Source organism: Aeromonas sp. 11P (assembly GCF_051920165.1).
Lineage (GTDB): Bacteria > Pseudomonadota > Gammaproteobacteria > Enterobacterales > Aeromonadaceae > Aeromonas > Aeromonas veronii.
The window spans coordinates 2,772,501-2,798,839 of sequence record NZ_JBQBDJ010000004.1 but is presented as its reverse complement, the minus strand read 5'-3'; the positions used below and the strand labels follow the sequence as shown (position 1 = coordinate 2,798,839).

Annotated in this window: 27 protein-coding genes and 1 riboswitch (1 of these 28 only partly in view); of the genes, 13 read left to right on the top strand and 14 right to left on the bottom strand. The window is 60.8% G+C overall.

What is annotated here, in order from left to right:
* Position 1: 1 nt before the first annotated feature.
* From spoT to ACTG1P_RS12910, 4 genes are all read right to left on the bottom strand, one after another.
* Positions 2 to 2,119, bottom strand: a complete 2,118-nt coding sequence (gene spoT / locus ACTG1P_RS12925) for a bifunctional GTP diphosphokinase/guanosine-3',5'-bis pyrophosphate 3'-pyrophosphohydrolase (protein ID WP_139394799.1) — start codon at positions 2,117 to 2,119, stop codon at positions 2 to 4.
* Positions 2,120 to 2,255: 136 nt separating this feature from the next.
* Entirely contained in the window at positions 2,256 to 2,531 is a 276-nt protein-coding gene (gene rpoZ, locus ACTG1P_RS12920; protein ID WP_026456240.1) for a DNA-directed RNA polymerase subunit omega, read from the bottom strand.
* Positions 2,532 to 2,611: 80 nt separating this feature from the next.
* Positions 2,612 to 3,238 (bottom strand): guanylate kinase, encoded by a 627-nt coding sequence (gene gmk / locus ACTG1P_RS12915; protein WP_104016763.1) that lies wholly within the window; start codon positions 3,236 to 3,238, stop codon positions 2,612 to 2,614.
* 299 nt (positions 3,239 to 3,537) lie between these two features.
* Positions 3,538 to 4,593 carry a glycosyltransferase family 9 protein gene (locus ACTG1P_RS12910; RefSeq protein WP_440001427.1) on the bottom strand — a complete coding sequence of 352 codons (1,056 nt, stop codon included), beginning with the start codon at positions 4,591 to 4,593 and terminating at the stop codon, positions 3,538 to 3,540.
* A gap of 200 nt (positions 4,594 to 4,793) precedes the next feature.
* On the opposite strand from ACTG1P_RS12910, the gene ACTG1P_RS12905 reads away from it, so the two are divergent.
* Both ACTG1P_RS12905 and ACTG1P_RS12900 read left to right on the top strand, forming a co-directional pair.
* A complete protein-coding gene (locus ACTG1P_RS12905; protein ID WP_100652185.1) occupies positions 4,794 to 5,507 on the top strand; it encodes a 3-deoxy-D-manno-octulosonic acid kinase in 714 nt (237 codons plus the stop codon).
* Positions 5,508 to 5,577: 70 nt separating this feature from the next.
* Positions 5,578 to 6,441, top strand: a complete 864-nt coding sequence (locus ACTG1P_RS12900; RefSeq protein ID WP_191966267.1) for a GGDEF domain-containing protein — start codon at positions 5,578 to 5,580, stop codon at positions 6,439 to 6,441.
* A 6-nt stretch (positions 6,442 to 6,447) separates the two neighbouring features.
* Here the strand turns inward: ACTG1P_RS12900 and ACTG1P_RS12895 are convergent, their stop codons facing one another.
* Complete coding sequence (locus ACTG1P_RS12895; protein ID WP_440001426.1) at positions 6,448 to 7,302, bottom strand: carboxylate/amino acid/amine transporter; 855 nt, start codon at positions 7,300 to 7,302, stop codon at positions 6,448 to 6,450.
* A gap of 39 nt (positions 7,303 to 7,341) precedes the next feature.
* On the opposite strand from ACTG1P_RS12895, the gene ACTG1P_RS12890 reads away from it, so the two are divergent.
* On the top strand, positions 7,342 to 7,803 hold the full coding sequence (locus ACTG1P_RS12890; RefSeq protein WP_440001425.1) for a DUF6314 family protein: 462 nt from the start codon (positions 7,342 to 7,344) through the stop codon (positions 7,801 to 7,803).
* Positions 7,804 to 7,926: 123 nt separating this feature from the next.
* Here ACTG1P_RS12890 and ACTG1P_RS12885 read toward each other — a convergent pair whose 3' ends face one another.
* Both ACTG1P_RS12885 and ACTG1P_RS12880 read right to left on the bottom strand, forming a co-directional pair.
* Positions 7,927 to 8,088, bottom strand: coding sequence for a hypothetical protein (locus ACTG1P_RS12885; RefSeq protein WP_005339236.1), 162 nt, complete (start codon positions 8,086 to 8,088; stop codon positions 7,927 to 7,929).
* The gene (locus ACTG1P_RS12880) at positions 8,073 to 8,972 is read right to left on the bottom strand and encodes a DMT family transporter (protein WP_005357113.1); all 900 of its coding nucleotides are present in this window, start codon (positions 8,970 to 8,972) and stop codon (positions 8,073 to 8,075) included. Before ACTG1P_RS12880 ends, ACTG1P_RS12885 begins: the two co-directional genes overlap by 16 nt.
* Positions 8,973 to 9,063: 91 nt before the next feature.
* Here ACTG1P_RS12880 and ACTG1P_RS12875 point away from each other — a divergent pair, with 91 nt between their 5' ends.
* Complete coding sequence (locus tag ACTG1P_RS12875; protein WP_005357110.1) at positions 9,064 to 10,023, top strand: LysR family transcriptional regulator; 960 nt, start codon at positions 9,064 to 9,066, stop codon at positions 10,021 to 10,023.
* Here ACTG1P_RS12875 and trpS read toward each other — a convergent pair.
* Together trpS and ACTG1P_RS12865 are read right to left on the bottom strand one after the other, a co-directional pair.
* On the bottom strand, positions 10,002 to 11,015 hold the full coding sequence (gene trpS / locus ACTG1P_RS12870; RefSeq protein ID WP_429214137.1) for a tryptophan--tRNA ligase: 1,014 nt from the start codon (positions 11,013 to 11,015) through the stop codon (positions 10,002 to 10,004). The two genes, ACTG1P_RS12875 and trpS, sit on opposite strands and share 22 nt — an antisense overlap.
* Before the next feature lie 192 nt (positions 11,016 to 11,207).
* Entirely contained in the window at positions 11,208 to 11,645 is a 438-nt protein-coding gene (locus tag ACTG1P_RS12865) for a universal stress protein (RefSeq protein ID WP_337075611.1), read from the bottom strand.
* 400 nt (positions 11,646 to 12,045) lie between these two features.
* Between ACTG1P_RS12865 and fabV the strand changes: the two genes are divergently transcribed.
* The 6 genes from fabV to ACTG1P_RS12835 all read left to right on the top strand — a co-directional run bounded on the left by fabV (position 12,046) and on the right by ACTG1P_RS12835 (position 19,113).
* Positions 12,046 to 13,233 (top strand): enoyl-ACP reductase FabV, encoded by a 1,188-nt coding sequence (gene fabV / locus ACTG1P_RS12860; protein WP_440001424.1) that lies wholly within the window; start codon positions 12,046 to 12,048, stop codon positions 13,231 to 13,233.
* Positions 13,234 to 13,325: 92 nt separating this feature from the next.
* Entirely contained in the window at positions 13,326 to 13,850 is a 525-nt protein-coding gene (gene ftnA, locus ACTG1P_RS12855; protein WP_005339225.1) for a non-heme ferritin, read from the top strand.
* 150 nt (positions 13,851 to 14,000) lie between these two features.
* Complete coding sequence (locus ACTG1P_RS12850) at positions 14,001 to 15,185, top strand: NAD(P)/FAD-dependent oxidoreductase (RefSeq protein ID WP_440001423.1); 1,185 nt, start codon at positions 14,001 to 14,003, stop codon at positions 15,183 to 15,185.
* Positions 15,186 to 15,266: 81 nt separating this feature from the next.
* Positions 15,267 to 16,940 (top strand): LytS/YhcK type 5TM receptor domain-containing protein, encoded by a 1,674-nt coding sequence (locus ACTG1P_RS12845; RefSeq protein ID WP_440001422.1) that lies wholly within the window; start codon positions 15,267 to 15,269, stop codon positions 16,938 to 16,940.
* 129 nt (positions 16,941 to 17,069) lie between these two features.
* Positions 17,070 to 17,813: a LytR/AlgR family response regulator transcription factor gene (locus tag ACTG1P_RS12840; RefSeq protein WP_058052680.1), complete on the top strand. Its 744-nt coding sequence runs from the start codon at positions 17,070 to 17,072 to the stop codon at positions 17,811 to 17,813.
* Between the two features lie 109 nt (positions 17,814 to 17,922).
* Positions 17,923 to 19,113, top strand: coding sequence for an L-lactate MFS transporter (locus tag ACTG1P_RS12835; RefSeq protein WP_040069602.1), 1,191 nt, complete (start codon positions 17,923 to 17,925; stop codon positions 19,111 to 19,113).
* 73 nt (positions 19,114 to 19,186) lie between these two features.
* On the opposite strand, the gene ACTG1P_RS12830 is transcribed toward ACTG1P_RS12835, so the two are convergent.
* The 4 genes from ACTG1P_RS12830 to ACTG1P_RS12815 form a co-directional block, all read right to left on the bottom strand.
* Positions 19,187 to 20,311 carry a 5-(carboxyamino)imidazole ribonucleotide synthase gene (locus ACTG1P_RS12830; RefSeq protein ID WP_440001421.1) on the bottom strand — a complete coding sequence of 375 codons (1,125 nt, stop codon included), beginning with the start codon at positions 20,309 to 20,311 and terminating at the stop codon, positions 19,187 to 19,189.
* Positions 20,308 to 20,817 (bottom strand): 5-(carboxyamino)imidazole ribonucleotide mutase, encoded by a 510-nt coding sequence (gene purE / locus ACTG1P_RS12825; protein WP_202004860.1) that lies wholly within the window; start codon positions 20,815 to 20,817, stop codon positions 20,308 to 20,310. The genes ACTG1P_RS12830 and purE overlap by 4 nt, the downstream gene beginning before the upstream one ends.
* Before the next feature lie 63 nt (positions 20,818 to 20,880).
* Entirely contained in the window at positions 20,881 to 21,183 is a 303-nt protein-coding gene (locus ACTG1P_RS12820) for a P-II family nitrogen regulator (RefSeq protein WP_005321666.1), read from the bottom strand.
* Between the two features lie 4 nt (positions 21,184 to 21,187).
* The gene (locus tag ACTG1P_RS12815) at positions 21,188 to 22,114 is read right to left on the bottom strand and encodes a sodium-dependent bicarbonate transport family permease (protein ID WP_201996004.1); all 927 of its coding nucleotides are present in this window, start codon (positions 22,112 to 22,114) and stop codon (positions 21,188 to 21,190) included.
* A 109-nt stretch (positions 22,115 to 22,223) separates the two neighbouring features.
* Between ACTG1P_RS12815 and nhaR the strand changes: the two genes are divergently transcribed.
* The 3 genes from nhaR (at position 22,224) to murI (ending at position 26,169) form a co-directional block, all read left to right on the top strand.
* Entirely contained in the window at positions 22,224 to 23,126 is a 903-nt protein-coding gene (gene nhaR / locus ACTG1P_RS12810) for a transcriptional activator NhaR (RefSeq protein WP_069529133.1), read from the top strand.
* A 35-nt stretch (positions 23,127 to 23,161) separates the two neighbouring features.
* Positions 23,162 to 23,339, top strand: a riboswitch (cobalamin riboswitch).
* A 52-nt stretch (positions 23,340 to 23,391) separates the two neighbouring features.
* The gene (locus ACTG1P_RS12805) at positions 23,392 to 25,257 is read left to right on the top strand and encodes a TonB-dependent receptor domain-containing protein (RefSeq protein WP_440001420.1); all 1,866 of its coding nucleotides are present in this window, start codon (positions 23,392 to 23,394) and stop codon (positions 25,255 to 25,257) included.
* A 108-nt stretch (positions 25,258 to 25,365) separates the two neighbouring features.
* Positions 25,366 to 26,169: a glutamate racemase gene (gene murI / locus ACTG1P_RS12800; protein WP_440001419.1), complete on the top strand. Its 804-nt coding sequence runs from the start codon at positions 25,366 to 25,368 to the stop codon at positions 26,167 to 26,169.
* Positions 26,170 to 26,176: 7 nt separating this feature from the next.
* On the opposite strand, the gene ACTG1P_RS12795 is transcribed toward murI, so the two are convergent.
* Positions 26,177 to 26,339: the end of an RNA recognition motif domain-containing protein gene (locus ACTG1P_RS12795; RefSeq protein WP_440001418.1), read on the bottom strand. Its footprint extends 329 nt past the window's final position; only the last 163 of its 492 coding nucleotides appear in the window; its start codon lies off the right edge, out of view; the stop codon is at positions 26,177 to 26,179.

Here is a 26,339-nt window from a genome sequence, read left to right as displayed (position 1 = left end):
TTCAGTTCTTCTGTCGGCTCACCTTGAGCACGTTGGGCATCACGCGGATCTTGCGCATGATGTTGGCCAGATGGATACGGCTCTTGGTGGTGATGAGCAGGCTGACCTGATAGACCCGGCCATCCTTCTCTTCGGTGCTGATGGCGTGAATGTTGGCGCCGGTGGCGGCAATCACGTTGGCCAGCTCGGCCAGCGCACCCTGATGGTTGACGATCTCGATGCTGATGCCGGTGCGGAACTCCTGTTCCTGCTCCTTGTCCACTTCCCACTGCACTGGCAGGTACTTGTCCGGTTCCTTGCTGTAGCCCTTGATGTTGCGACAGGCTTCCTGATGGATCACCAGACCCTTGCCCGGGCTGATGTGGGCGATAATGGCATCCCCCGGGATCGGACGGCAGCAGTTGGCGAAGGTGACCAGCATGCCGTCGGCACCCTTGATCGGCATCTTCTTGCTGCTGGTTTTGGGCTGCTCTTCCGGCGGTAGTTCATCCCCCAGCATGCGGCGTGCCACCATGACGCTCATGGCGTTGCCGAGGCCCACATCGGCCAGCAGCCCCTGCAGGTTCTCATGCTTGGTATCGGCCAGCACCTGCTTGATGCGCGGCTCGGGGATGTCTTCGATATTCTTGGCGCCCAGCGCATGGTTGAGCAGGCGGCGACCCAGCACCACCGACTCTTCGGTGCGCAGGTTCTTGAGGAACTGACGGATCTTGGAGCGAGCCTTGGTGGTCACCACGAAGTTGAGCCAGGCCGCGTTGGGGCGAGCTCCTGGCGCCGTGATGATCTCCACCGTCTGGCCCGAGTGCAGCGGGCTGCTGAGCGGGTAGGGGTGGCGGTCGACCCGCGAACCGACGCAGGCGTGGCCGATATCGGTGTGCACCGTGTAGGCGAAGTCCACCGGTGTGGCGCCAGCGGGCAGCTCCATGATGCGTCCTTCGGGGGTAAATACGTAGATTTCGTCGGGGAACAGGTCGGTCTTGACCCCTTCGATAAATTCAAACGAGCTGCCAGCGCTCTGCTGCAATTCCAGCAGGCTCTGCATCCAGCGCTGGGCGCGGATCTGGGCGGTAGTACCCGAACTGTCGCCATCCTGCTTGTAGGCCCAGTGGGCAGCAACCCCTTTATCAGCCATCTGATCCATGAATTCGGTGCGGATCTGCACCTCTACCGGTACCCCGTGTGGCCCCACCAGCGAGGTGTGCAGCGACTGGTAACCGTTGGTCTTGGGGATGGCGATGTAATCCTTGAAGCGGCCGGGGCGAGGCTTGTAGAGGCTGTGCATCTGCCCCAGCACCCGGTAACAGGTATCTATGTCCTTCACTTTTACCCGAAAGGCGTAGATATCCATTACCTCATGAAATTGCAGCTCTTTTTTCTCCATCTTGTTGTAGATGGAGAACAGGTTCTTCTCGCGGCCACTGACCTGATGTTCGATCCCCGCCTCTTTCAGACGACCGCTGATTTCGCTCTGGATGGAGTCGATAATCTCGCGGCGATTGCCGCGGGCGCGACGCACCGATTCGCGCAACACGCGGGATCGCATGGGGTAGAGCGCCTCGAAGCCCAGCTCTTCCAGCTCGTTCTTCATGGTGTGAATACCGAGGCGGTTGGCGATGGGGGCGAAGATTTCGAGGGTTTCCCGTGCGATGCGGCGGCGCTTGTCAGGGCGCAGCGAGCCCAGGGTGCGCATATTGTGGGTGCGGTCGGCCAGCTTGATCAGAATGACCCGGATATCCTGGGTCATCGCCATCACCATCTTGCGGAAGTTCTCGGCCTGAGCCTCTTTGCGATCGCGAAACTTCAGCTTGTCGAGCTTGGAGACCCCGGCTACCAGCTCGGCGACCGCATCGCCAAACTGTTCGGCCAGATCGGCCTTGGTGATCGGGGTATCCTCAATGACGTCGTGCAGCACGGCGGCCATCAGGGTTTCATGATCGAGGCGCATATCGCCCAGAATTCGGGCAACGGCGACGGGGTGAGTGATATAGGGCTCGCCACTGGAACGCATCTGTCCCTGGTGGGCATCACGGGCCACCACATAGGCTTGCCTGAGCTTCTCGACCTGCTCGGGCGGCAGGTAGGAACTGGCTATTTCTTTAAGATTTTCAAATAAATACAAGACAGTCCCCGCAGCGGTGAAACGGCAATTCGTGGAGTTGAGCGTGTAGACCTGAGTTTGCGAGGTTTTCGAGCGGTTGTAAATGGGGATGAACAGTCGGCACCCGGGCGGGTGCCGACTATGGGGAAAGAGTGACTTAACCGCGGCCTTCGGCGATGGCAGCAACGGCAGCCAGCTCGGCGGCTTCCTGTTCTTGCTGCTCGTAGCGGTCCTGGGTGTCCATTACCTGGTTGTTCACCAGACCCAGTTCGATCTCACGCAGGGCGATCACGGTCGGCTTGTCGTTCTCTTCTTCAACCAGCGGATCTTTGCCTTGAACCGCGATTTGACGGGCGCGGCGTGCGGCGACCAGCACCAGGTCAAAACGGTTACCAACCTGTTTTACAGCATCTTCTACAGTAACGCGTGCCATGCAGGACTCCAGTTATGTGGGCTTTCTGTGTTTAGAAAAGCGGTGTTTAAAAATGACGCAAAAGTTTACTCGTTTTTGGCTTATTCTGCCAGTAACTGTTGCAGCAAGTTTTGTTGTGCCTGCTGTTGATGACGCATCTCCAGCCGTTGGCACTCAATAATGGCTCTGAGCTGGAACAGCGCCTGCTCGAACTCTTCATTGATAATCACGTAGTCATATTCGTCGTAGTGCACCATTTCGGCAATGGCTTTCGCCATCCTGCCGGCGATCACTTCTGCGCTGTCCTGACCGCGGCCAATCAGGCGGCGTTCCAGCTCTTCACGGCTGGGAGGCAGGATGAAGATGGACTTGGTCGGCATCAGTTCGCGGATCTGGCGGGCGCCCTGCCAGTCGATGTCGAGGAATACGTCGATACCCTGCGCCAGACAGGCCTCGATGGCGGCGCGGGAGGTGCCGTAGTAGTTGCCGAATACCTCGGCCCACTCCAGAAAATCACCGCGAGCGATCAGCTCCTTGAACTCTTCCACCTTGACGAAGTGGTAGTGGACACCGTGCTCTTCGCCCGGACGTGTAGCGCGTGTGGTGTGGGAGACCGACAGCTGCATCTTGCCAGCTTGATTGTGGTTGGTCAGCAAGGCGTTGAGCAGACTGGATTTACCTGCACCGCTCGGGGAGGAGATGATATAGAGAGTGCCTTGTTGCGCCATGTTATTACCTTTAATCGGAACCCGCATTTTGGTTGTAGCAGAGGCCGCCGTCTTGTGCCCGAAAGGGAGACAGCCAAACGCATGATGCGGATAAATTCTTGGATCAGGGGGATGTAAAGGCGGCGAATTTTAACAGAAGGTGGCGAATAAAAAAACGGCCGGAATCATATTCCGGCCGATCAAAGTGTTCGTAGCTTGTTGCGGGAGCGTAACCCACATCGGTCGTTATTCTGCCTGTCGCTCCGGCATGGGGCCATCAGGTTATCCCTGCCTCACGGCTCGGGATTTCCGAGCTGCTTTCAGTCAGGCAGATGGCGATCGGCGCAGAGGCGATCGAAGGCGGCGATCACCTGCTCGCAGGTGATTTTTCGCATGGCCTCCGGGTCCTTGAGACGGGTGCGCCAGCCGAGCTCGGCCAGCGGTTTGCCGGTCTCCTGCTCAATCAGGGTCTGATAGACGCTGACGACATAATCCCGGCAGAGATAGGGGCCGGTGCGGGCCGGATTGTGGTGAGCATAGAGGCCGATGACCGGCGTGCCGACTATGGTGGCCATATGGGTTGGGCCGGTGTCGGGGGCCAGCACCAGACTCGCCTCGCCAATCAGCGCCAGCAGCTGCTTGAGGTTGGTCTGGCCAACCAGATCGACCGGTTTGCTTTGGCTGAGTTGCCGGATCTCGGCGGCCAGATCCCGCTCCAGTTTGGCTGGCCCGCCGCAGAGATAGACCTGAAAACCCTTGCTGGCGGCGTGATCCGCCAGTGCGGCATAGCCCGCAGCCGTCCAGTTCTTGAACGCCTTGCTGGCGGCGGCGCAGATCAGCAGGGTCGGTTTGCCACCAACCTTCTCTTTCGCCCAGGCTTGATGTTCGGGGCTGATGGGCTGCTGCCAATCCGGGGTCAGATCCTTGATGCCGAGCTCTTTGGCAAAGGCGAGAAAACCATCCAGCACGTGGGGAGAGGCGGGCGAGGGCACCTTGTGGTTGGTGAACAGCCACTGGCCGTCGTTGGCCCGCTCCCGATCAAACCCGAGTTTGACCTTGGCCTTGATGCCGAGGGTGGCGATGCTGGCCCGCATCGCCGCCTGCAGGTGGAGCAGGGCATCGAATTTGCGCCTCTTGAGGGTCTGCCAGAGATCGCGATAGCCGCGCCACCCCTTGCTCTTGTCAAAGGGGATCACCTCGACCCCGGGCAGATCGGCAAACAGGGTTGCTTCGATTTTGCCGGTGATCCAGGTGATACGGGTCTGTGGCCACTCCCGTTGGATGACGCGCACCAGCGCCAGTGCGTGGCAGCAATCCCCGATGGCGGAGAGCCGCAGGATGCAGATGGAGGAGGGGGGCGTTTGAAATAGCGGCATGTTGTGGCGCACAGCTGGCAAAAAGGGTGGATGGCATTATGCAAACTCCCCTGTGGATTGTAAAATTGCGCACAATCGTCAGCCGGGCTTTGCCACCCGAATAGCCGCCATGGCTGGCACATGTTGCGGGCATGCCACAGTCGCAGCCTCATCGCCCATAAACAGGGGCGATCAACGACCCACCGAGCGGGATCTCCACGATGCGAGTACAGACCGAACACAACCAGATCTGCTGGTATGCCGAAGGGGCCTTTCGCGACCCCTCTCCCCAGTTATTCGATCCTGCCTGGTGGCAGAACAACCGTCAGGTGGTGGGGACCTCCATCGGGCGGGGAGTGACCTGGTTCGTCAAGGATGAGTCCCGCCATCTGGTGCTGCGTCACTACTATCGCGGCGGCATGGTGGGCAAGGTGGTGCGGGATCGCTTCTGGTTCGAAGGGGTCGAGTCGAGCCGCGCCATGGCCGAATACACTCTGCTGGCCAGGTTGTGCGAACTGGGGTTACCGGTGCCGCGTCCGTTTGGTGCCCGTATGGTCAAACAGGGCCCCTTCTATCGCGCCGATATCCTGATCGAGCGAATTCGCGGTGCCAAGGATATGGTTGCGCTGCTCAAGCAGGGGCCGGTGGCGACCGAGGTGTGGCACAAGATAGGTCAGACAGTGCGTCAGCTGCACGATGCCGGGGTCTATCACGCCGATCTCAACAGCCACAACCTGCTGCTCGATAAAGAGGGCAAGGTGTGGGTGATCGATTTTGACAAGGGGGCGATCCGCTCCCCCGGCGAATGGCAGAAGGCCAATCTGGAACGCTTGCTCCGTTCATTCAATAAAGAGTCTCAACTGCATACCAGTTTCCACTTCGTACCGGAGAACTGGCAGACCTTGATGAACGGGTATCAGGGAAAAGCGCTCTGACCCTGTTGCTCGGCGTGAACGCCAATGTTACTTATTGAGCAGATATTCAGATCCTGTTTCGAGGCGCTCCATGGAAATGCTCAAGACACCTTTGGTCGATGTGACTGCCCGGCTTGATCCGGGTCTGCTGTCTGATGCCATGGCGCTGCTGGAGGCGGGGATCTGGACCTGGTCAGCCCAACATGGGTTGCAGCGTGATCCCTCCTGCCTGCGCCTGTTGGGATTGGGAGAGTGCTGGCCGGATGATCTTGGCTGGCTGGATCGGGTGCATCCCGACGATGTTGCCCGGCTGGAAGATGCCCTGCTCGCCTGCCAGAGCGGCCGCAGCAGCGGTCTGCGCCTCGAATACCGCATTCTGCATCATCACGGTCACTACATCCGGCTGGAAGAGCGGATGCGTCGCGATGAGCGGGGCTATCTGCTGGGGGTTGTCCGTCACCTCGATCCCGCTGCCGTGCTGGTGGAGGAGCGACATGGCACCGATCCGCTGACCGGTCTGGAGAGCCGTGGCCGTTTCGAGCAACTGCTGGAGGAGCGGCTGGCGACCGAGAGTGGCACTTTCAGTCTGCTGCAGTTTTCGGTCGATCACATGGCCAAAATCCAGCAATTGTTTGGCGAAGCGGCTTGCGACGCCATGCTGGCCAAGCTGGCGCGTATCGTGCGTCACGAACTGCGGCGGGAAGATCCCTTCGCCCGCTGGGATGAGGACGGTTTTATCCTGATGCTCTCCCAGACCGAGCGAATGAGTGCGCTGGAGATCGCCGAGCGGCTGCGCCTCGAGATTGCCGATGCCAGCCTGCTGTCACAGCGGCCGGTCACCGTCAGTATCGGACTGGTGCAGAGTCAGGCTGGCGAGCAGCTCGATCATCTGCTGGCCCGGCTGGCCAGCTGTCACAGTCAGGCCAGACGGGAGCACAACACCGTCGTCGGCTGAGTGTGGTCAGGGTTGGCCGCGCTTGTCACGCTGGCAGACCCAGAGCGAGGCCAGCATCAGCATGCCGCCGATGGTCAGCCGGGTCAGGTCGGTATCCTTGCCCCAGAGCAGCAGATTGACCAGCAAGCCGGCCGGAATGAGCGCATTGTTCATGATGGCCAGTACTCCGCTGGTGACCAGCGTCGCCCCCTTGTTCCACAGGAAGTAGCCCAGCCCGGAAGCACCCACCCCCAACCAGAGCAGAATGCCCCACTGCAACCCTGACGTCGGATATTGCGGCTTGCCCAGCAGCCACCAGGCGGGCAATGCGATCACCAGCGCTCCCAGATAGAAGCAGCCGAACACCGCCAGTTGTGGCGGTTGCTCCGCCTCCCGCGCCAGCAGTACCTTGTAGCCCACCTGACCCAGGGCGAAACAGAGGTTGGCCCCCTGTACCACCAGAAATCCCAGCACATAGCTTTCGGTCAGGCCGTCGAAGCGGATGACGGCAGCCCCGAGCACCGCCAGCAGGGCGCCCCACAGATAGGTGGGCTTGAAGCGCCCTTCCAGCAGGTCGTGGAGCAGGGTGACGTAGATGGGGGTGAAGATGGTAAAAACCAGTACTTCCGGCACCGTCAGCAGCAGGAAGGAGTGGTAGTAGAAGAGATACATGATGCCGAGCTGGATGGCGCCCAGCGCCATCAGCTTGGCCACCAGATCGGGGCGCAGCCAGCGGCGGCGCAGGAAGGGGAGAAACACCAGACTGGCGAGGGCGATGCGGGTCAGCACCGAGAAGTAGGCATCCACCTGGCCAGCGAGGTAGACCCCGATCAGGCTGAAGGAGAATGACCAGAGCAGGGTGACCCCTATCAAGTAGTTCATGTGTTTGATTTATCGTCAATTGTCAATTTTAAGGGGGCTATGATGGCCGAGATGGAAGCGGCAATCCAGCGTTTATGGGCGCGATTGCCACAGGTCGGAGCATTTTCCTTTACCGCCAGCAATGGCGAGGGGTCGGAGACCGACTGGAATGGTCGGGGCGAGGGGCGTGTGCAGGTGACCGATCATCAGGGTGGCTTACTCTTTAACGAGCAGGGTCGCTACACCACGCCTCATGGCAGGGAACTCGCCATGCATAACAGCTTCTGGTGGCAGCGTAGCGAGCGGGGGATCCGTCTCTCCCATTTGCGTTATGAGGCGCCGGTCGAACTGTTCGAGCTGCTGCCGCAGGGGGATGGCCGCTGGCTGACCGCCGAACCCCATCTGTGCGGGGCGGATCACTACAGCGCCGAGTTGACCGAGATCGACGGCGGTTTCTTGCTGAGCTGGCAGATCACCGGGCCGCGCAAGAACGAGCGACTCAGCTATCGCTATCTGATCTGACGCCGGCTGGCAGGTATAAAAAAACCGGCGCAGAGCGCCGGTAGCGGGGGACAAATCGGAGGTTTTTAAAACAGTCCCAAAAACAGGAGAGATAGACTCTCGTCACACATTCAGAGATGGACTTCAGGCATTCAGGGCATAGCTCAGCATGGCTTGCAGCTTGCTATCGAAGAACCAGGGCAGCAGTACCATCAGCAGGCCCAGGATCCCGGCCAGCCGCTGGCGATACTGCCAGCCGGCAATCAGTACCAGACCACCGCACAGTGTGGTCAGGATGCCTGACATAGGGAGACCTCGCGCTGCATGCGACGCTGCTGCGCCCACTGGTTCATGGCGACCGAGCCGAGGATCAGGGCCAGAGCAACACCTGTGGTGGGATGGATCTGCTCGCCGAGGAACAGGGCACCCAGCATCACGCCGAACAGCGGTACCAGATAGTTGCTGAAGGAGGCGAACGTCGGGCCGGCCTTCTGGATCAGCGCCATGTAGAGGAAGTAGACCAGACCGGTACAGAGGGTACCCAGCACGGTGATCGCGCTCAGGGCCTGGGTGCTCGGCAGGGTCAGGCTGCCGAGATCAACCATGAATGGGGCGACCAGCAGCAACTGGATTGCCGAGGAGATCAGGATATTGCGGGCGACCACGACCGGATGGTCCTTGGCGAAGCGCTTGATCATCAGCAGGCCGATGGCGAAGCAGCTGGCTCCCAGCAGGATGGCCATGGCACCGAGCAGACCGGCGTTCATGCCCTGGGAGAGTTTCGGCCAGAACAGGGTGAGCACACCGGCAAAGCCGATGATCACGGAAAGCAGGCCGGTTTTGGTGATTCTTTCACCAGAAATAAACAGCGGTGCAGCCAGAATGGTCACAAACGGGATACAACCCATGACCACGGCGGCGATGGCGCTATCCACATACTGTTGGCCCCAGGCGACCATGATGAAGGGGATGGTGGCATCCAGCAGGGCGATCAGCATATAGGTGCGCCACGGGGTGTGCTCACTCTTGAGTCGCATGAACAGGCAGAGCAGACCCAGGGTCAGGCTGCCGCACAGGGCACGACCGGCAGCCACCAGAATGGGGGGCAACTCGGCAACGGCTTGGTGCATGAAAATGAACTGGGAACCCCACAGCAGGCCAATGGCCAGCAATAACAGATAGCTACGCATTTGAATCTCCGATGTATTAAGCCAGCGCATTCTAGGCAATCTGTTACTATGGTAAAAATGAATTGTTGGCATTTAACTATGGCTAATATCGATGGATAGCTCGCTCGCCCGTCTCGACCTCAACCTGCTCGCCGTATTCGACATGCTGATGCAGGAGCGCAATGTCACCCGTGCCGCCGAACGGCTGCATTTGTCCCAATCCACTGTCAGTCACGCCTTGGGGCGGCTGCGGGTGGCGCTGGATGACCCGCTGTTCGTGATGAGTCGGCGCGAGATGATGCCGACCGAGCGGGCCAAGGCGCTGGCCGGTCCGGTGCGCCAGGCGCTGGCGATGCTGGAGCAGGGATTGCGGCAGGCCAAGGGGTTTGATCCCGCTACCGCACGGCGGATTTTCCGTATCGCCACCCCGGGCTCGGTGGAGCACGGGCTGGTGCCGGTGCTGGTGGAGAGGCTCCATCGGCAGGCCCCTCACTGTCGGCTTGAGGTGTGCGAGCTGGCGGACAGCGACTACGAGCGGGAGTTGGAAAAGGGTGAGCTGGATCTGGTGATCGGTTTCGCCGGGGCGAATCACCTCTCACCCCGTTTGTGGCGGGAGGAGTGGTTCAACAACCCGCTGGTCTGCCTGTCGCCACTCGGTAGCGAGTTGCCCGATGTGCTGACCCCGGTCGAGCTGGTGAGTCGTCCCCACATCCACACCTCCAGCTGGGGTCACAGTCAGGCGATGGTGGAGCTCTGGCTGGCCCGCTTCGGGGTGGAGCGGGAGCTGGGGGTCAGGTTGCCGAGCTTTATGGCGGTGCCGCCGTTGATGGCGACCGGCCGCTATCTGGTGGTGGTGCCCGAGATGATCGGGCGCCACTTCTGCCGCTACTACCCGCTGCGGATGCACCAGCTCGACCCCGCCATCCCCATCGTCTATCTGATGGCGGGGCACCCGCTCACCGCCCACGACGAGGCGATCGGCTGGTTCAAGAGCCTGCTGCACCAGCTGGTGTTCGACCTCTACGGCGACGATGCGCTCGGGACTCCCGCTCAGCGGATGCTGGCGAAGTAGTCGAGCCCCATGGCGCTTTTCACCTCTACCAAGACCTCATCGGTGATGATGCGAGCCTGCTCGGTGCCCTGATAGAGCAGCTCCAGCAGCATCTTCTTGTCGGCGATGGCCGCAGCACGGCGCTCCCGCATCGGGGCGAGCAGGGTTTGCAGGCAGTCATTGAGCACCTGCTTGCAGCGCATGTCCCCCAGTCCACCGCGTCGGTAGTGGGCCTTCATCTCGGCGACCAGCGCCTTGTCGGGGTGGAAAGCATCCAGATAGGCGAACACCGTATTTCCCTCCACCTGACCCGGATCGCTCACCTTGAGGTGGTTGGGGTCGGTATACATGGCGAACACCGCCTGTTTGACCTCTTCCGCCGACATGCTCAGTTCTATGGTGTTGCCGAGGGATTTGGACATCTTGGCCTTGCCGTCGATGCCGGGCAGGCGGCCGGTGTCGCTCAGGATCGGTTGGCATTCGGTCAGCACCTCTTTGCCTACCAGCGAGTTGAAGCGGCGGACGATCTCGTTGGTCTGCTCCAGCATTGGCAGCTGATCTTCCCCGACCGGCACGTGGCTGGCGCGAAAGGCGGTGATGTCGGCGGCCTGACTGACCGGATAAACCAGAAAACCGGCTGGCAGCGTGCGTTCAAACCCTTTTTGCTGGATCTCCGCCTTGACGGTGGGGTTGCGCTCCAGCCGGGCGACGCTGACCAGATTGAGATAGTAGCAGGTGAGTTCGGCGAGGGCGGGCAGGGCGCTCTGCAGGCAGAAGGTAGTCTTGGCCGGGTCGAGACCGACCGCCAGATAGTCAGCCATCACCTCCAGCACGTTGTCGGTCACCTTGGCCGGATTGTGGCCGTTGTCGGTCAACGCCTGCAGATCGGCGATCATCACGAATTGACGGTAGTGGTGCTGGGCTTCGACGCGCTGGCGCAGGGAGCCGACATAGTGGCCGATGTGCAGTTTGCCGGTGGGACGATCGCCAGTCAGGATTACGGGGTTGTGCATGTCACTCTCTCCAGTTGGGTGAGCCGGGAGGCGACAAAGGGATAAAAACAGTTGACCGCCTCTCGGCGGTCACGGTGTTTTCTTTGGGAAATTTACAATAGAAACGCAGTGCCGCCTGTTTAGGAGCAGCACCACCAGTAGTTGTGATTGAATGCGGTCATGTTCATAGCAAATCAAACTACGCCGGTTTCATTACTTCTGCAAGGGGACGACCAGCAGATCGCAGGGCACCGTATTCATCAGCTGACGGGCGCTGGAGGTGAGCAGGCTCCAGAAGCTCTGGCGATGGCCGCACACCAGCAGGTCGATCTCGTACTCCTTGACCGCCTGATTGACCCGCTCGCTCAGATCGCCGCAGATGACCAGCTTCTTCTCGATGGGATAGTCCACCGAGGAGAGGAAGGCCTCCAGCTTCTCTTTCGCTTCGGCGATCACCTGATCCTGCACGTTGTCGATGTCGATATCGATCATCTCGGTGTAGAGATCCTTGAGGTCCACATCGACATGGATAACTGACAGCTTGGCGCCGTTGGAGCGGGCTCTGTCCACCGCCTTGTCGATCACCTTGCGGTTGTCTTCAGAGAGGTCGATCGCGGCCAGAATATGCTTGTAATAGGTTGTTCCACTCATGGGATGTCTCCTTACCGATCCTTTACTCACTATACCAATCTCTGCTGAAACTAAAATGGTGCCTCAGGCACAGTTTTGGGATTTAAATGAGTTTAATGGCGTGTGGCACAGGGTCAGCCACTCAGTTATTAACCACTATTTGCCTATAAATTAAACAGGAGTTTGAAGCCGGTCACACCCTTTGGCTTGCCCATGAAAGGGGAGAGGCATAGGATGGGCCCGTGCTTCGCAATGAACACAAAACAACAAAAAGCATCTGAATACCGCTTTGGGGAGCCACGTGCTCCCTTTTGTTTTTCTGCCTCAATTCCCGCGGCTTTTCTGACTGATAGCGATCCGGCATCAAGTTAATCTCTTTCGATTTGGTTATGCTGTAGCCAGTTTCTTTGGAGGCCTTCCCATGATCATTCATCCCCAGATTCAAGGTTGTGTTGCCCGCAACTGTCACCCCATCGGCTGTCGCGCCGCCGTGCAGCAGCAGATCGAGCGGATCAAGGCCGCTGGCCCGTTCAACGGCCCCAAGCGGGTGCTGGTGCTGGGTGCCTCCTCCGGGTTTGGACTGGCGTCGCGCATTGCACTTACCTTTGGTGCCGGTGCCGACACTATCGGTATCTCCTTCGAGCGGGGCCCCTCCGACAAGGGGCTGGGCAGTGCCGGTTGGTACAACAACATCTGGTTTCGCAAGGAGGCGGAGCAGGAGGGGCGTATCGCCATCAATCTGATTGGTGATGCCTTCTCCGACGGCATGCGCCAGCAGGCCATCGACACCATCCGTCAGCAGCTGGGGCAGGTGGATCTGGTGATCTATTCGCTGGCGAGCGGCATCCGGGTGCTGCCCGACGGCACGCAAGTGCGCTCGGTGCTCAAGACCACCGGTCAACCATTCGGCGGCTGGGGGCTGGATCTGGAGCGCGATACCCTGGTGCAGCAGTCGCTGGCGCCTGCCACGCCGGAGGAGATCCGCGATACCGTCACCGTGATGGGGGGCGAGGATTGGCAGCTCTGGATGCAGGCGTTGCAGGAGGCGGATTGTCTCGCGCCCGGCGCGCAAACCGTCGCTTATTCCTACATCGGCCCCGAATCCACCTATCCCCTCTATCGGGATGGCACCATCGGTTATGCCAAGGAGCATCTGCACGCCACCGCCGAGACCATCAACCTGCAGCTGGCCGAGATCGGTGGCCACGCCTGGGTGTCGGTTTGCAAGGCGCTGGTGACCAAGGCGAGCGCCTATATTCCGGTGCTGCCGGTTTATCTCGGACTGCTGATGGGGGTGATGAAGGAGCGCGGTGTGCACGAAGGCTGTATCGAGCAGATGCAGCGGCTGTTTGCAGCCAAGATGTATGGGCCCAATGGGGTGGTGGCCGATGGCAACCGGCTGATCCGGATGGATGATCACGAGCTCGACCCGGCCATTCAGGCCGCCGTCTCGGCGCTCTGGCCCAAGGTGACGCCGGAGAATTTCCACGGGCTGGGGGACTTTGCCGGGCTGCGGCAGGATTTCATGCAGCTCAATGGCTTCGAGCTGCCGGGCGTCGATTATGCTGCACCGGTGGATGTCGCCTCCCTTGGGGAGCTGACCCCCTGAGCTGAAAGAAACGGGATCTCCCTCTCGTTGGCTGGTTGATTCGCGGCGGGAGTGTGGCGACAATCGATACCAAATCACTGAGGAGAAACAAGATGCTGGCCCAAGCCATGATCGAGAAGTTGAACGAGCAGATTAACCTGGAGTTCTACTCCTCCAATCTCTATCTGCAGATGAGCGCCTGGTGCGAAGACAAGGGCTTTGAAGGGGCGGCGACCTTCCTGCGCCAACATGCGGTCGAGGAGCGCCAGCATATGGAGCGTCTGTTCACCTATGTGAGCGAGACCGGTGCCATGCCCAAGCTGGGTGCAATCGATGCCCCTCCCCACGAGTTCAAGTCGCTGGGCGACGTGTTCCGTACCACCCTGGAGCACGAATATCACATCACCAAGTGCATCAATGGTCTGGCCCACGTAGCCTTCACCACCCAGGACTACTCCACCTTCAACTTCCTGCAGTGGTATGTGGCCGAGCAGCATGAAGAGGAGAAGCTGTTCAAGAGCATCGTCGACCGTCTGGGTCTGGTGGGTGAAGATGGCAAAGGCCTCTACTTCATCGACAAGGAGCTGGCCGAACTGGCCAAGGGCGCCCCTGCCAGCATCATGGACAGCAACGCCTGATAGTCGTGGACACTTAGTGTTCAGCCAGTACAATAACGGCCCTTTTAAGGGCCGTTGTTTATTCTGGTGGGCAGCCACTATGGTTCTGTTCCGCCAGAGGCAATCTCGGTTCTGGCCAGGTGCCGTTTCTATTTTGATAAGTGAGTGATGATGAAGCAGGTCGATGTGGTGGTGATCGGGGCCGGTGCGGCCGGATTGATGTGTGCGGCGCAGGCGGGCTACCGTGGCCGCTCCGTGCTGGTGCTCGACAATGCCAAGAAGCCGGGCCGCAAGATCCTCATCAGTGGCGGTGGTCGCTGCAACTTCACCAACCATCAGGCGGGTGCTCACGCCTACCTCTCGGAGAATCCCCACTTCAGCAAGTCGGCGCTGGCCCGCTACACCCAGCAGGACTTTATCGATCTGGTGGACCGCCACGGGGTCAACTATCACGAGCGCACTTTGGGGCAGCTGTTCTGTCTCGAGAGTGCCAAAGATATCGTCGATGTGCTGCTCACCGAGTGCGACTGGGCCGGGGTGACCCTGCAGTTCCAGACCGAGATCCTCACCGTCAGCAAGCAGGACGAAGGCTTTGTGTTGACGACCAGCAAGGGTGAGATCGGCTGTCACTCACTGGTGGTGGCGACCGGAGGACTCTCCATGCCCAAGCTGGGGGCGACCCCATACGGCTTCAAGCTGGCGGAGCAGTTTGGCCTCAAGGTCATTCCGACCCGCGCCGGTCTGGTGCCCTTTACCCTCCATCAGGCGGAGAAAGAGGCGTTCGCCGATCTGGCGGGCATCAGCCTGCCGGTAGCGGTGACCGCCGAGGATGGCACCCGCTTCAAGGAGGCGATGCTGTTCACCCATCGCGGCCTCTCCGGCCCCGTCATCCTGCAGATCTCCTCCTACTGGCATGCGGGTGAGAAGATCCATATCAACCTGCTGCCGGAGCTGGATATTCCGGCCGCCCTGCGCGAGTGGGCGCAAGCGCACCCCGCGCAGGAGCTGAAAACCGTGCTGGGGCGCGAGCTGCCAAAGCGCTTCGTCGACAAGCTGGTAGAGTTGGGTCAGCTGGTCAGCAAGCCGATGCGCCAATACAACGAGCGGGAACTGGAAGCGGTGGCCAACTTGCTGGGGGACTGGCAGATCCTGCCCAACGGCACCGAGGGGTATCGCACCGCTGAGGTGACTTTGGGTGGCATCGATACCAACGAGCTCTCCTCCAAGACCATGGAAGCGCGCAAGGTGCCCGGCCTCTACTTCATCGGTGAAGTGGTGGATGTGACCGGCTGGCTCGGTGGCTACAACTTCCAGTGGGCCTGGTCTTCCGGCTGGGTGGCTGGGCAGTACTGTTGATGTCACAGGGGCTGGTTTATCCGGCCCCGATTTATTGGTCAGGGTTATGGTGATCGGTCGGGTTGCTGCAAGGGGGCGCAAATGCTTGAGAATCAGATGATGTTGTTGGCGGTGTTCGAACGGGCGGCGCTGATGCTGATGACCCTCTTCTTCCTGACCCGCACCCGGCCGTTCCAGCGGCTGTTCCAGAAGCGGGATCACACCCCAGCGGAGCTGGTGCTGGTGGCCTCCATCTTCTGTCTGTTTGCGGTGTTCAGCACCTACACCGGCATTCCGGTGGAGGGGGCGCTGATCAACGTGCGGATCATCGCCATCATCTCCGGCGGTATCCTGTTCGGCCCCTGGGTCGGTATCCCGGCCGGGGTTATCTCCGGCCTGCACCGCTACCTCATCGACATGGATGGCCACACCTCCATCCCGTGCCTTATCGCCAGCATCATCGCCGGCCTGCTCGCCACCTGGCTGCACCTGCGCTGCCGCAAGTCACGGCTCTGGCTCTACGGCATTCTGGCGGGGATGCTGTGCGAAGGGCTCACCATGCTGCTGATCTGGCTGCTGACCGAGCCCCATGAGGTGGGGGTGGAGATCGTTAACCACATCGCCTATCCGATGATCGCCGGGGCGCTCTGCATCGGCCTCATCATCAAGCTGGTGCAGGATCTGGATGACGAAAAGGAGCTGATTGCCGCCAAGCAGGCCAAGCTGGCGCTCGATATCGCCAACAAGACGCTGCCCTTCTTCCAGAACATCGATCGCCACTCCCTCAGTCAGGTGTGCGATGTGATCCGGCGCGACATCAGCGCCGATGCGGTGGCCATTACCGATACCCATGACGTGCTGGCCTATGTCGGGGTGGGCAAGGACTATTACGAGCTGGACGAGCACCACGCCATCAGCGGCATGACCCAGCAGGCGGTGCTGCTCGATCAGATCATCATCAACAACGATCTGCGCCAGTATCACCTCTCCGATTTTCACTCGGTCATCATTATTCCGCTGCGGGAAAACGGCGCGGTCAGCGGCACTCTCAAGATCTACTACCGCCGCACCCACAGCATCACCAGCTCCCTGCGGGAGATGGCGGTGGGCCTCTCCCAGCTCATCTCCACCCAGATGGAGGTGTCGCGCATCGAGCAACTCAAGGAGATGACTCGCAAGGCGGAGTTCACCGCACTGCAGAGCAAGATCAACCCGCACTTCCTGTTCAATGCCCTCAACGCCATCTCGTCGCTGATCCGCATCCGGCCCCAGCAGGCGCGCCAGCTGATCGCCAATCTGGCGGATTACCTGCGCTACAACCTCAACAAGGGGAATGAACTCATCGACATTCAGGAGGAGCTGCAGCAGGTGCGCGACTACGTGGCCATCGAGCAGGCCCGCTTCGGCGACAAGCTGGAGGTGGTGTTCGAGGTGGACGATGTGCACATTCAGGTGCCGAGCCTGCTGTTGCAGCCGCTGGTGGAAAACGCCATCCTGCACGGCATCCAGCCCCGCAGTGCGCCGGGTCGGGTCACCATCGAGGTAAAACAGCTGGCGGGCGGCATCCGGATCTCGGTACGAGACACAGGTTACGGCATCAGTCAGGCGGTGATCGACGGGGTGGCCGCCGGTCGGGTGGAGAGTCGCAGCATCGGCCTGATGAACGTGCATCAGCGGGTCAAGCTGCTTTATGGCGACGGCCTGCACCTCAAGCGGCTGGAACCGGGTACCGAGGTGAGTTTCTATCTGCCGGATCAGGAGTCGATGCCATGCTGAGAGCCATCATGGTTGAGGATAAGTGTGTGCCGCGAGAGGTGTTGTCATGCTGAAAGCGATCATTGTGGAAGACGAATGTTTGATTCGTGAGGAGCTTGCCTCTCCTGTGCTTCTTCAGGGGGCAATGCCATGTTGAAAGCGATCATAGTGGAAGACGAATATCTGGCTCGCGAGGAGTTGATCTATCTGGTGAATCAGCACAGCCAGATCGAGATAGTGGCGAGCTTCGAGGATGGGCTGGAGGCGTTCAAATACCTGCAGGATCACGAGGTGGATGTGGTGTTTCTGGATATCCAGATCCCCTCCATCGATGGCCTGCTGCTGGCCAAGAACCTGCACAAGTCGAGCCATCCGCCCCACATTGTCTTCGTTACCGCCTACAAGGAGTTTGCGGTGGAAGCGTTCGAGCTGGAGGCGTTCGACTACATCCTCAAGCCCTACAACGAGCCCCGCATCATCAACCTGCTGCAAAAGCTCGAGCATGCGGGCAAGTCGCAACCAGCCACCACGGGGGAGGCGAGCGGTGAGGGGAGCAGCCCGCACAATCGCACCGTCAATCTGGTGAAGGGGGAGCGCATCATTGTCACCCCCTGCGAGCAGATCTACTACGCGGAAGCCGACGAGAAGCTTACTTATGTCTACACCCGTGATGACCGCTACGTGATGACCATGACCATCAGCGAGTTTGTCAGCCGGCTGCCTGCCGAGGGGTTCTTCCGTTGCCACCGCTCCTACTGCGTCAACATCAACAAGATCCGCGAAATAGTCCCCTGGTTTAACAGCACCTATCTCATCCGGCTCCATGATCTGCCGTTCGAGGTGCCGGTCAGTCGCAGCAACATCAAGGCGTTCCGTCAGCTGATGCGGCTCTGATTGTCATTCATTCCCGCCGATCTGCATTTCATGCCTTAATCGATCGGCGCGAGCTGCGTCTTGCCTATAGTGGCCTCAATTTCCTGAAGGCCATCGACCGAGACGCATCATGACCAAAGAGATGAATCGCACCCGGTACCTGACACTAATCGGTACCATCATCACCCAGTTCGCACTGGGTTCTGTCTACACTTGGAGCCTGTTCAACGCCCAGCTCTCCGACAAGCTGGACGAGCCGGTGAGTCAGGTCGCTTTCGCCTTCGGCCTGCTCAGCCTGTCGCTGGCGGTCGCCTCCTCCATGGCGGGCAAGCTGCAGGAGCGGTTCGGGGTGCGTAACGTGACGCTGGGTGCTGGCGTGCTGCTCGGCATCGGCTTCTTCCTCACCGCTCACGCCAGCAATCTGGCCATGCTCTACCTCTGCGCGGGCATTCTGGTTGGTTTTGCCGACGGTACCGGCTACCTGATGACCCTCTCCAACTGCGTGAAGTGGTTCCCGGAGCGCAAGGGGCTGATCTCCGCCTGCTCCATCGGTGCCTATGGTCTCGGCAGTCTCGGTTTCAAATACATTAACCTGCTGCTGCTCTCCAGCTCCGGCCTTGAGACCACCTTCCAGCTGTGGGGGCTGATCGCCATGTCCATGGTGCTGGTGGGCGGCATGCTGATGAAGGATGCGCCCAAGCAGGCCGCGTCCGTGCAGCAGAGCGAGAGCCGCGACTTCACTCTGGCCGAGGCGATGCGCAAGCCGCAGTACTGGATGCTGGCGCTGATGTTCCTCACCGCCTGCATGAGCGGCCTCTACGTTATCGGCGTGGCCAAGGATATCGGCGAGAAGATGGTGGGTCTGCCAGCCGTGGTGGCCGCAAACGCCGTCGCCATCATCGCCATGGCCAACCTGGGTGGCCGTCTGGTGCTGGGCATCCTCTCCGACAAGATGTCCCGCATCCGGGTCATCACCATCGCTCAGCTGATTACCCTGGCGGGCATGGCGCTGCTGCTGTTCGTGCCGCTCAATGCCAACCTGTTCTTTGTGGCGGTCGCCTGTGTGGCGTTCAGCTTCGGCGGCACCATCACCGTCTACCCCTCGCTGGTGAGCGACTTCTTCGGTCTTAACAACCTGACCAAGAACTACGGCGTCATCTATCTGGGCTTTGGTCTGGGCAGCATCATCGGCTCCATCGTGGCCTCCCTGTTTGGCGGCTTTATGGCGACCTTCCACCTGATTCTGGTGTTGCTGGTGGTGGCGCTGGTGCTCTCCCTCACCATCCGCCTGCCGGCACCGGTAGCGGTGGAGCGGGCCTGATAAGCCTCCCTGCCATAGCAAGCAAAAACAGAGACCCGGGCCCTGCCCGGGTCTCTGCATTTCCGATGCTCGATTAGCGCGGCGCTAGCCCCAGCAGCTGGCGGGCCTTGCAGCAGGTTTCCTTCACCGTTGGCCAGTCGTCACCGGTTACCGTGATGTGGCCCATCTTGCGGCCGGGGCGGGGTTCGCCCTTGCCGTAGAGGTGCAGATGCAGGCCGGGCAGCGCCAGCAGGGTGGCCCAGTCGGGGGGGCCGTTTTGCCAGAGATCCCCCAGCAGGTTGATTAACAGGGCGGGATGCACGGCGATCTGATCTGGCAGCGGCAGATCGCACAGGGCGCGCACCTGCAGCTCGAACTGGCTGCATGCGGCGTTATCGAGGCTCGGGTGACCCGAGTTATGGGGGCGGGGTGCCAGCTCGTTGACCAGCAGCCGGCCTTCCACCAGAAAGAACTCCACCGTCAGTACCCCCACGTAATTGAGGGCTGCGATGATGTGTTCGGCGATCCCTTTGGCTTCGCTCTCCAGCGCCGGCACATTGGCCGGGGAGCGAGTCTGATCGAGGATGCCGCCGCTGTGCCAGTTCTGCACCAGCGGCAGGGAGCTGATGGCACCACTCGGGCTGCGGGCCAGGGTCAGGGCAAATTCCCCCTCCAGTGCCAGCCGTTTTTCCAGCACGCAGGGCACGCCACTGGCTGCCAGTGCCGTCGCCAGCTCATCCAGATTGCTCACCTGCCACTGCCCCTTGCCGTCGTACCCTTCGCGGGCAGTCTTGAGGATGGCGGGCAAGAGTTCGCTGGCCTGTGCGGGGATGGGCTCTTCCGGCAATAGCGCCAGAGAGGGGGCGACCGGGATGTCAGCACCGCGCAGAAAGGCTTTCTCCTCGCGGCGATCCTGACAGACCCGCACCGCGCTGGCGGCCGGGCGCACCGGCTTTTGTTTTTCGAGCAGCGCGAGGGTGGCGGCGGGCACGTTCTCGAACTCGCAGCTGATGGCCTCGCAGCGGCTGGCCAGCTCGTGCAGGGCGGTCGGGTCGTCATAGGGGGCGACAATATGGTGATCGGCGGCGGCACCGGCGATGCTGGCCGGATCGGGATCCAGCACCACCACCTTGTAGCCGAGGCGGTGGGCGGCCATCACAAAGTAGCGGCCAAGCTGACCGCCGCCGAGCATGCCGAGGGTGGCGGGGGGCAGGATCATGTCGGCTCCTCCAGTTGTAGCGCCAGCACCCGATCTCGCTCGTGGGTGCGGAAGTCGTCGAGCTGCTGCCGGTAGCGGGGGGCGTCGTCATCCAGGGCGACCGAGAGCAGGGAGACCGCGAACAGGGCGGCGTTGGCAGCCCCCGCTTCGCCGATGGCGAAGGTGGCGACCGGCACCCCTTTAGGCATCTGCACGATGGAGAGCAGGGAGTCCATTCCCTTGAGATGGCGCGAGGGAATGGGCACCCCCAGCACCGGCAATGTGGTCTTGGCAGCGACCATTCCCGGCAGGTGAGCGGCGCCACCGGCCCCAGCGATGATGGCGCGCAGACCGCGCTCGCGGGCAGTGGCGGCATACTCGAACAGCAGATCAGGGGTGCGATGGGCCGAGACTACCTGCGCCTCGTAGGGCACGCCGTGCTCCTTGAGGATGCGGGCGGCGGCCTGCAGCACTGGCCAGTCGGAGTCGGAGCCCATTACCAGGCCGATCAGGGGAGGGGTGTTCATTTTTTCTGAATCCTTGTTGTTAAACGTTTGCTTTTGGTAAACAAAAAGAGCCGGCAAGCCGGCTCAGAATTTCTCGGGTCGCACGATTTCGACCGGTTGCAGAAAGGCGATCATGGCGTAATCGGGGTAGTAGCGACTCTGCAGGTGGGCCAGCAGCCGCTCCGCCTGCTCCCGGCTGCAGATCGCCTCCAGCCGGATGTTGCCGCTCTCGCTCCAGCTGGCGTTGCGCTCGCCATGATCCCCCCGGCCGCGGGCATCTGTGATGGTGTAGCCGCGCAGCCCCTCGCGGGTGAGGGTGCGCAGCAGGGTCGGCTCCAGATTGGCTTCCGTAATGACGGTCAGCAGGGTGCGGGTCTCGGTCTGCATGTGGCTACTCCGTGAAGTGGCGGGCCCAGCTGTGGTAGAGCGGGATCCCCAGCATGATGTTGAACGGGAAGGTGACCCCCAGCACGGCGCTGAGGGAGAGCCCCGGGTTGGCCTGAGGCACGGCGATGCGCATGGTGGCCGGCACGGCAATATAGGAGGCGCTGGCCGCCAGGGTGGCCAGCAGGGTCAGGCCGCCGAGAGAGAGGCCCATCAGCTGGCCAGCTGCCAATCCCAGTCCCGCTGAGGCGAGCGGCATCAACAGGGCGAAGCCGAGCAGGAACAGGCCGTGACGGCGCAGATCCTGACACTGGCGGGCGACGATGAGGCCCATCTCCAGCAAGAACAGCGCCAGCGCCCCCTTGAACAGGTCGACAAACAGCGGTTTGAGCGGGGCAATCCCGTCCGGCCCGGCCAGATAGCCGATGACCATGCCGCCCAACAGCAGAGTCACCCCTTTGCCAAGGAAGGTCTCGTGGGCCAGCATGCGCCAGCGGGTCTCGCGGCTGATGCCGCGTGCCAGCACTATGCCCACCAGAATGGCCGGGATCTCCATCACAGCCAAGAAGATGGAGAGCTGGGATTCAAAGCTGATGCCCCGCTCGGTGAGCCAGTTCACCCCGACCGCAAAGGTGGCAACGCTGACCGAGCCATAGTGGGCGGCGGTGGCGGCGGCATCGACCCGGTTCATCTTGAGGCGCAGCACGGCAAAGCCGAGCAGGGTCTGCACCACGCCGAGCAGGATCACCAGTGCCAGTTGCGGCAGCAGAGGTTGCAGGGATTGCTGGGCCAGACCGACGCCGCCCTTGAGGCCGATGGCCAGCAGCAGAAAGAGAGAGAGGGTGTCGTAGAGCGCGGGCGGCAGCTTGAGCTCGGAGCGCACCAGACCGGCCAGCAGACCAAACAGAAAGAAGAGTACAACAACGTCCAGCATGATGGTTCGCAGGGCAGTTCAGATAATGTTTGCATGCTAGAGCCCGCAATGTTTCGATAAAATCAGATTCTCGCTGATGGTTATTCGGTAAAAACTGATAGGGAACGGCATGCTCAACTACAAACAGCTCTACTACTTCTGGCATGTGGCACGCAGCGGCAGCGTGACGCAGGCCGCCGAACAGCTGCATCTCACGCCGCAGACCATCAGCGGTCAGGTCGCCGAGCTGGAGCAGTCCCTCGGTGTGGCGCTGTTCAACCGGGTGGGGCGGCGTCTGGTGCTGACCGCCGCCGGACGGCAGGCGCAGGAGCAGGCGGGGGCCATTTTCTCGCTCGGCGCTGAGCTGGAGCACACCCTGCGCCACGCCAGCCAGGAGCTGACCATGCAGGTAGGGATCGCCGATTCGGTACCCCGTACCCTGGCGTTCGAGCTGCTGGCCCCCGCCATGGCGCTGGCGACCCCGCTGCGGCTGGTGTGTCACGAGGAGCGAGCCGAGCAGCTGTTCAGCGAACTGGCCCGTCACAAGCTGGATATGGTGCTGATCGATCGCCCGCTTCCTCCCGACAGCGGCGTGCGTGGCTATAACCACGAGCTTGGGCGCAGCCCGCTGGCGCTGTTTGCCAGCCCGGAGCTGGCGGCGCGGGCGCGGGACGGCTTTCCCGCCTCGCTGGAGGGGTTGCCGTTGCTTATTCCCGGAGAGAAGTCGGCCACCCACGATCGGCTGCTGGAGTGGTATCGTCAGCAGGGCATTCATCCCCATCTGGTGGGGCAGTTTGATGACTCCACCCTGATGAAGTCATTCGGCAAGGCGGGGATGGGGATCTTCCCGGCGCCGCTGGCGATGGCCGACGAGATTGGTCGCCTCTACGGAGTGGAGCGGATTGCGACCCTCACCGACGTTACCCTCTCTTATTATCTGGTCTCGGCAGGGCGCCATCTCTCTCATCCCGGGGTACAGGCGGTGATGGAGGGGGCCCAGCAGCGGCTGGCGGCGCTGGTTGGCAATAAATAGAAATCTGGATGGCTATACATCCAGCTTTGCTCTGCCTATAATCCTCCCGCTTTGGCGCATCATGCTTAATAGGGAATCCGGTGAAAATCCGGAGCTGGCGCGCAGCGGTAAGGGGGAACGAAGCGACATCAGGGCACTGCCGTCAGGCGGGAAGCCGTCGCCGTAGGCTATCAGCCCCCGAGCCCGAAGACCTGCCAGAGTTCGTATTTCGGGCCGAGAGAAACCGGCCACGAAGTAGATACTTACGCGAACTTAAGGATCTCTCATGTCGAAGAAATTTCTGGCGGCTGCCCTGTTGCCGACGGCGGCGTTTGCCCAGCAGCTGACCATTCCCGTCAATCCCACCATGGTGGTGACCGCTACCCGCGTCGCCCAACCTGCCTCCAGCGTGCTTGCCCCGGTCAATGTGGTGACCCGGGACGAGATCGATCGCCTGCAAGCCCAGACCGTGACCGATGTGGTCAAGACCCTGCCCGGTGTGGAAGTGGTCAGCAATGGTGGCCGAGGCCAGCTCAGCTCGCTGCGGGTGCGTGGTGGCACCTCCTCCCAGACGCTGGTGCTGGTGGATGGGGTGCGCAGTGCCTCTTTGACCGCCGGAATGACCGAACTGAATAACCTGCCGCTCAATCAGGTGGAGCGCATTGAATACATTCGTGGCCCGCGCGCCACCATCTACGGCTCCGACGCCATCGGTGGGGTGATCAACATCATTACCCGTCCCGACAAGGGGACAAATCAGCACAAGTTCAATATCGGTGCTGGTTCCCATCAACAGCGACAGGCCGCTTTCAGTAGTGCCAGCCAGGTAGGTGAGGCGGGTCAGCTCAAGGTGGCTGGTGGTTTTGATGATGAAGAGGGTTACAACGTACATCCCTTGCCCGGCATCAACGATGGTGACCGTCACGGGCATCAGGGCTACAACGCCATGCTGGACTACCAGCAGGCGCTCGGCAGCAACTGGGATCTGTTCGGTACAACCCGCTGGTTCCGCAATGTGGCCCAGTACGACCGATCTTCTGCTGCTTCCGCCTGGGGGCCAGCCACCCATCAGCGCAACGAAACCTGGACTGAAAACCAGAGCTATCAGCTGGGGTCGCGCTATCACGATGATCGCTATCTGAGTGAGCTGCGTGGCGCCTTCTCCAAACAGGATGCCTACGACTATCAGGACAACAGTGGCCGCGATCAGGCCAATAACCGGACCTACACCCGCCAGTACAGCCTGAACTGGGTCAACAGCTTGAAATTGAACGATAGCTGGACGCTGGGAGGCGGGGCCGATTGGCAGAGTGATCGACTGGATGATCGCTCCCGCTCCTCCGGCGCCACATATCCGGCCGACGCCAAAGAGCGCGACAACACCGGCCTCTATGCCCTTGCCCAGTTCGACAACCAGACCTGGCAGGCCGAGCTGAGCGGCCGCAGTGATGACAACGAGCAGTTTGGTCGTCACAACACCTGGCAAACCGGTGCAGGCTGGCGTTTTGTCGAGGATTACCGCCTGAGCGCCCGCTATGGCACCGGTTTCCGCGCCCCCTCCTTTAATGACCTCTACTATCCGGGCTCTGGCAATCCCGACCTGAAGCCGGAAGAGTCGAAGAGCAGCGAGCTGATGCTGGATGGTCAAACTGCGGGTGTCGAGTGGCGGGCCACCGGTTATCGCAACGACTTCGAACAGATGATCCAGTGGGCACCCAACAGTCAGGGTATGTGGACACCACAGAACGTTGGCAAGGCGCGCATTGAAGGGATCGAGCTGGAAGGGGAGTTCGACACTGGCTGGTTGAGTCATCGGGTCTCTGCTGAATACAAGGATCCCAAAGACAAGGTGACCGATAAACAGTTGCAGTTGATCTCCCGTAAAGGGGCCAAGTGGGTAACTCAGGCGCAGTGGCAGCAGTTTGATGGTTCCTTGAGCTGGCTCTATCAGGGTGAGCGCTATGGCGATGTGGCCAACACCACCAAACTGGGTGGCTACAGCGTGTGGAATCTGGCTGTCGGCTACAAGGTCACCCCGGCGCTCAAGGTATCTGGCAAGATCAACAACCTGCTGGATAAGGAGTATCAAAGCGCGGTGGGCTATCCGGCCGATGAGCGCGCTTACTACGTGACAATGGATTACTCACTCTAAGCCGAACCCGACCAAGCGGAAAAATCAGGGGCCCTGCCATTGGCAGGGCCTTTTCTATTGGCGGCAGGCGGGAGTATGATCGCCGCCTTGCACCAAAGGGGAGCTCAAGTGGCCAATATTCTCGTGTTCGACTCCGGTATGGGTGGCCTGACCATCTACCGCGAGATCCGCCGCGTTCTGCCGGCACACAACTATTTCTACTGCTTCGATAATGCCAACTTCCCCTATGGTGAATTGAGCGAGCCCGCCCTCATTGCTGCTTGCTCCCGCTTGGTGACCACCATGGTGGCCCGTCATCATATCGATCTGGTGGTGATTGCCTGCAACACGGCCAGCACCATAGCGCTGCCGGCCTTGCGTGAGGCGCTGGATATTCCCGTAGTGGGGGTGGTGCCAGCCATCAAGCCCGCCGCCGCGCAGACTCGCAACGGTTGTATCGGTCTGCTGGCCACGCCGGGCACCGTCAGCCGCGACTATACCCACGAACTGATCGCCCAGTTTGCCCCCGGCAAGCGGGTGCTGCTCAAGGGCACCACCGAGCTGGTTATAGAAGCTGAACACAAGCTGGCGGGCCTGCCGGTCAATATTGCGCTGCTGCGTGAAGTGCTGGCCGACTGGCTGGAGGGGGAAGAGAAGCCGGATACGCTGGTGCTCGGTTGTACTCACTTCCCGCTACTTAATGAAGAGATTGGGCAACTGATGCCGCAATGCCAGCTTATTGACTCGGGCAGTGCCGTTGCCAAACGGGTGGCATGGTTGCTGAGTAATGGCGGGCATGCCGCCTTGCAGCCTGTATATATAGAAGAGGTGATTGCCAAGGCTTACTGTACCCGGCTGGATGGGGAGGCCCAAAAACTGACAGCCCCCTTGCAAGCATGGGGGCTGTCATCACTGGAAGAGGTGGGGTTTTGACGGGGGATCAAGCCTCGACTTCACCACCCTCCTTCTCCTCTTTGTCTCGCTTGTCGTTCGCTTCGCGTACCTTGAGGGTTCGCTGCTGATACTCTTTGTCATTCAAAGCGGCTATCGCCTTGGCGGCATCGGCGGCGGGCATCTCCACGAAACCGAAACCTCTGCGCTTG

Coding starts and splice junctions, on each gene's coding strand:
- fabV (WP_440001424.1), top strand. CDS start 12,046: ATGATCATTCATCCCCAGATTCAAGGTTGTGTTGCCCGCAACTGTCAC.
- ACTG1P_RS12910 (WP_440001427.1), bottom strand. CDS start 4,593: ATGCCGCTATTTCAAACGCCCCCCTCCTCCATCTGCATCCTGCGGCTC.
- trpS (WP_429214137.1), bottom strand. CDS start 11,015: ATGCACAACCCCGTAATCCTGACTGGCGATCGTCCCACCGGCAAACTG.
- ACTG1P_RS12900 (WP_191966267.1), top strand. CDS start 5,578: ATGGAAATGCTCAAGACACCTTTGGTCGATGTGACTGCCCGGCTTGAT.
- ACTG1P_RS12850 (WP_440001423.1), top strand. CDS start 14,001: ATGAAGCAGGTCGATGTGGTGGTGATCGGGGCCGGTGCGGCCGGATTG.
- gmk (WP_104016763.1), bottom strand. CDS start 3,238: ATGGCGCAACAAGGCACTCTCTATATCATCTCCTCCCCGAGCGGTGCA.
- ftnA (WP_005339225.1), top strand. CDS start 13,326: ATGCTGGCCCAAGCCATGATCGAGAAGTTGAACGAGCAGATTAACCTG.
- ACTG1P_RS12885 (WP_005339236.1), bottom strand. CDS start 8,088: ATGTCAGGCATCCTGACCACACTGTGCGGTGGTCTGGTACTGATTGCC.
- ACTG1P_RS12905 (WP_100652185.1), top strand. CDS start 4,794: ATGCGAGTACAGACCGAACACAACCAGATCTGCTGGTATGCCGAAGGG.
- nhaR (WP_069529133.1), top strand. CDS start 22,224: ATGCTCAACTACAAACAGCTCTACTACTTCTGGCATGTGGCACGCAGC.
- ACTG1P_RS12895 (WP_440001426.1), bottom strand. CDS start 7,302: ATGAACTACTTGATAGGGGTCACCCTGCTCTGGTCATTCTCCTTCAGC.
- ACTG1P_RS12835 (WP_040069602.1), top strand. CDS start 17,923: ATGACCAAAGAGATGAATCGCACCCGGTACCTGACACTAATCGGTACC.
- ACTG1P_RS12805 (WP_440001420.1), top strand. CDS start 23,392: ATGTCGAAGAAATTTCTGGCGGCTGCCCTGTTGCCGACGGCGGCGTTT.
- ACTG1P_RS12845 (WP_440001422.1), top strand. CDS start 15,267: ATGCTTGAGAATCAGATGATGTTGTTGGCGGTGTTCGAACGGGCGGCG.
- purE (WP_202004860.1), bottom strand. CDS start 20,817: ATGAACACCCCTCCCCTGATCGGCCTGGTAATGGGCTCCGACTCCGAC.
- ACTG1P_RS12880 (WP_005357113.1), bottom strand. CDS start 8,972: ATGCGTAGCTATCTGTTATTGCTGGCCATTGGCCTGCTGTGGGGTTCC.
- ACTG1P_RS12890 (WP_440001425.1), top strand. CDS start 7,342: ATGATGGCCGAGATGGAAGCGGCAATCCAGCGTTTATGGGCGCGATTG.
- ACTG1P_RS12820 (WP_005321666.1), bottom strand. CDS start 21,183: ATGCAGACCGAGACCCGCACCCTGCTGACCGTCATTACGGAAGCCAAT.
- ACTG1P_RS12865 (WP_337075611.1), bottom strand. CDS start 11,645: ATGAGTGGAACAACCTATTACAAGCATATTCTGGCCGCGATCGACCTC.
- ACTG1P_RS12815 (WP_201996004.1), bottom strand. CDS start 22,114: ATGCTGGACGTTGTTGTACTCTTCTTTCTGTTTGGTCTGCTGGCCGGT.
- ACTG1P_RS12840 (WP_058052680.1), top strand. CDS start 17,070: ATGTTGAAAGCGATCATAGTGGAAGACGAATATCTGGCTCGCGAGGAG.
- ACTG1P_RS12830 (WP_440001421.1), bottom strand. CDS start 20,311: ATGATCCTGCCCCCCGCCACCCTCGGCATGCTCGGCGGCGGTCAGCTT.
- rpoZ (WP_026456240.1), bottom strand. CDS start 2,531: ATGGCACGCGTTACTGTAGAAGATGCTGTAAAACAGGTTGGTAACCGT.
- ACTG1P_RS12875 (WP_005357110.1), top strand. CDS start 9,064: ATGGATAGCTCGCTCGCCCGTCTCGACCTCAACCTGCTCGCCGTATTC.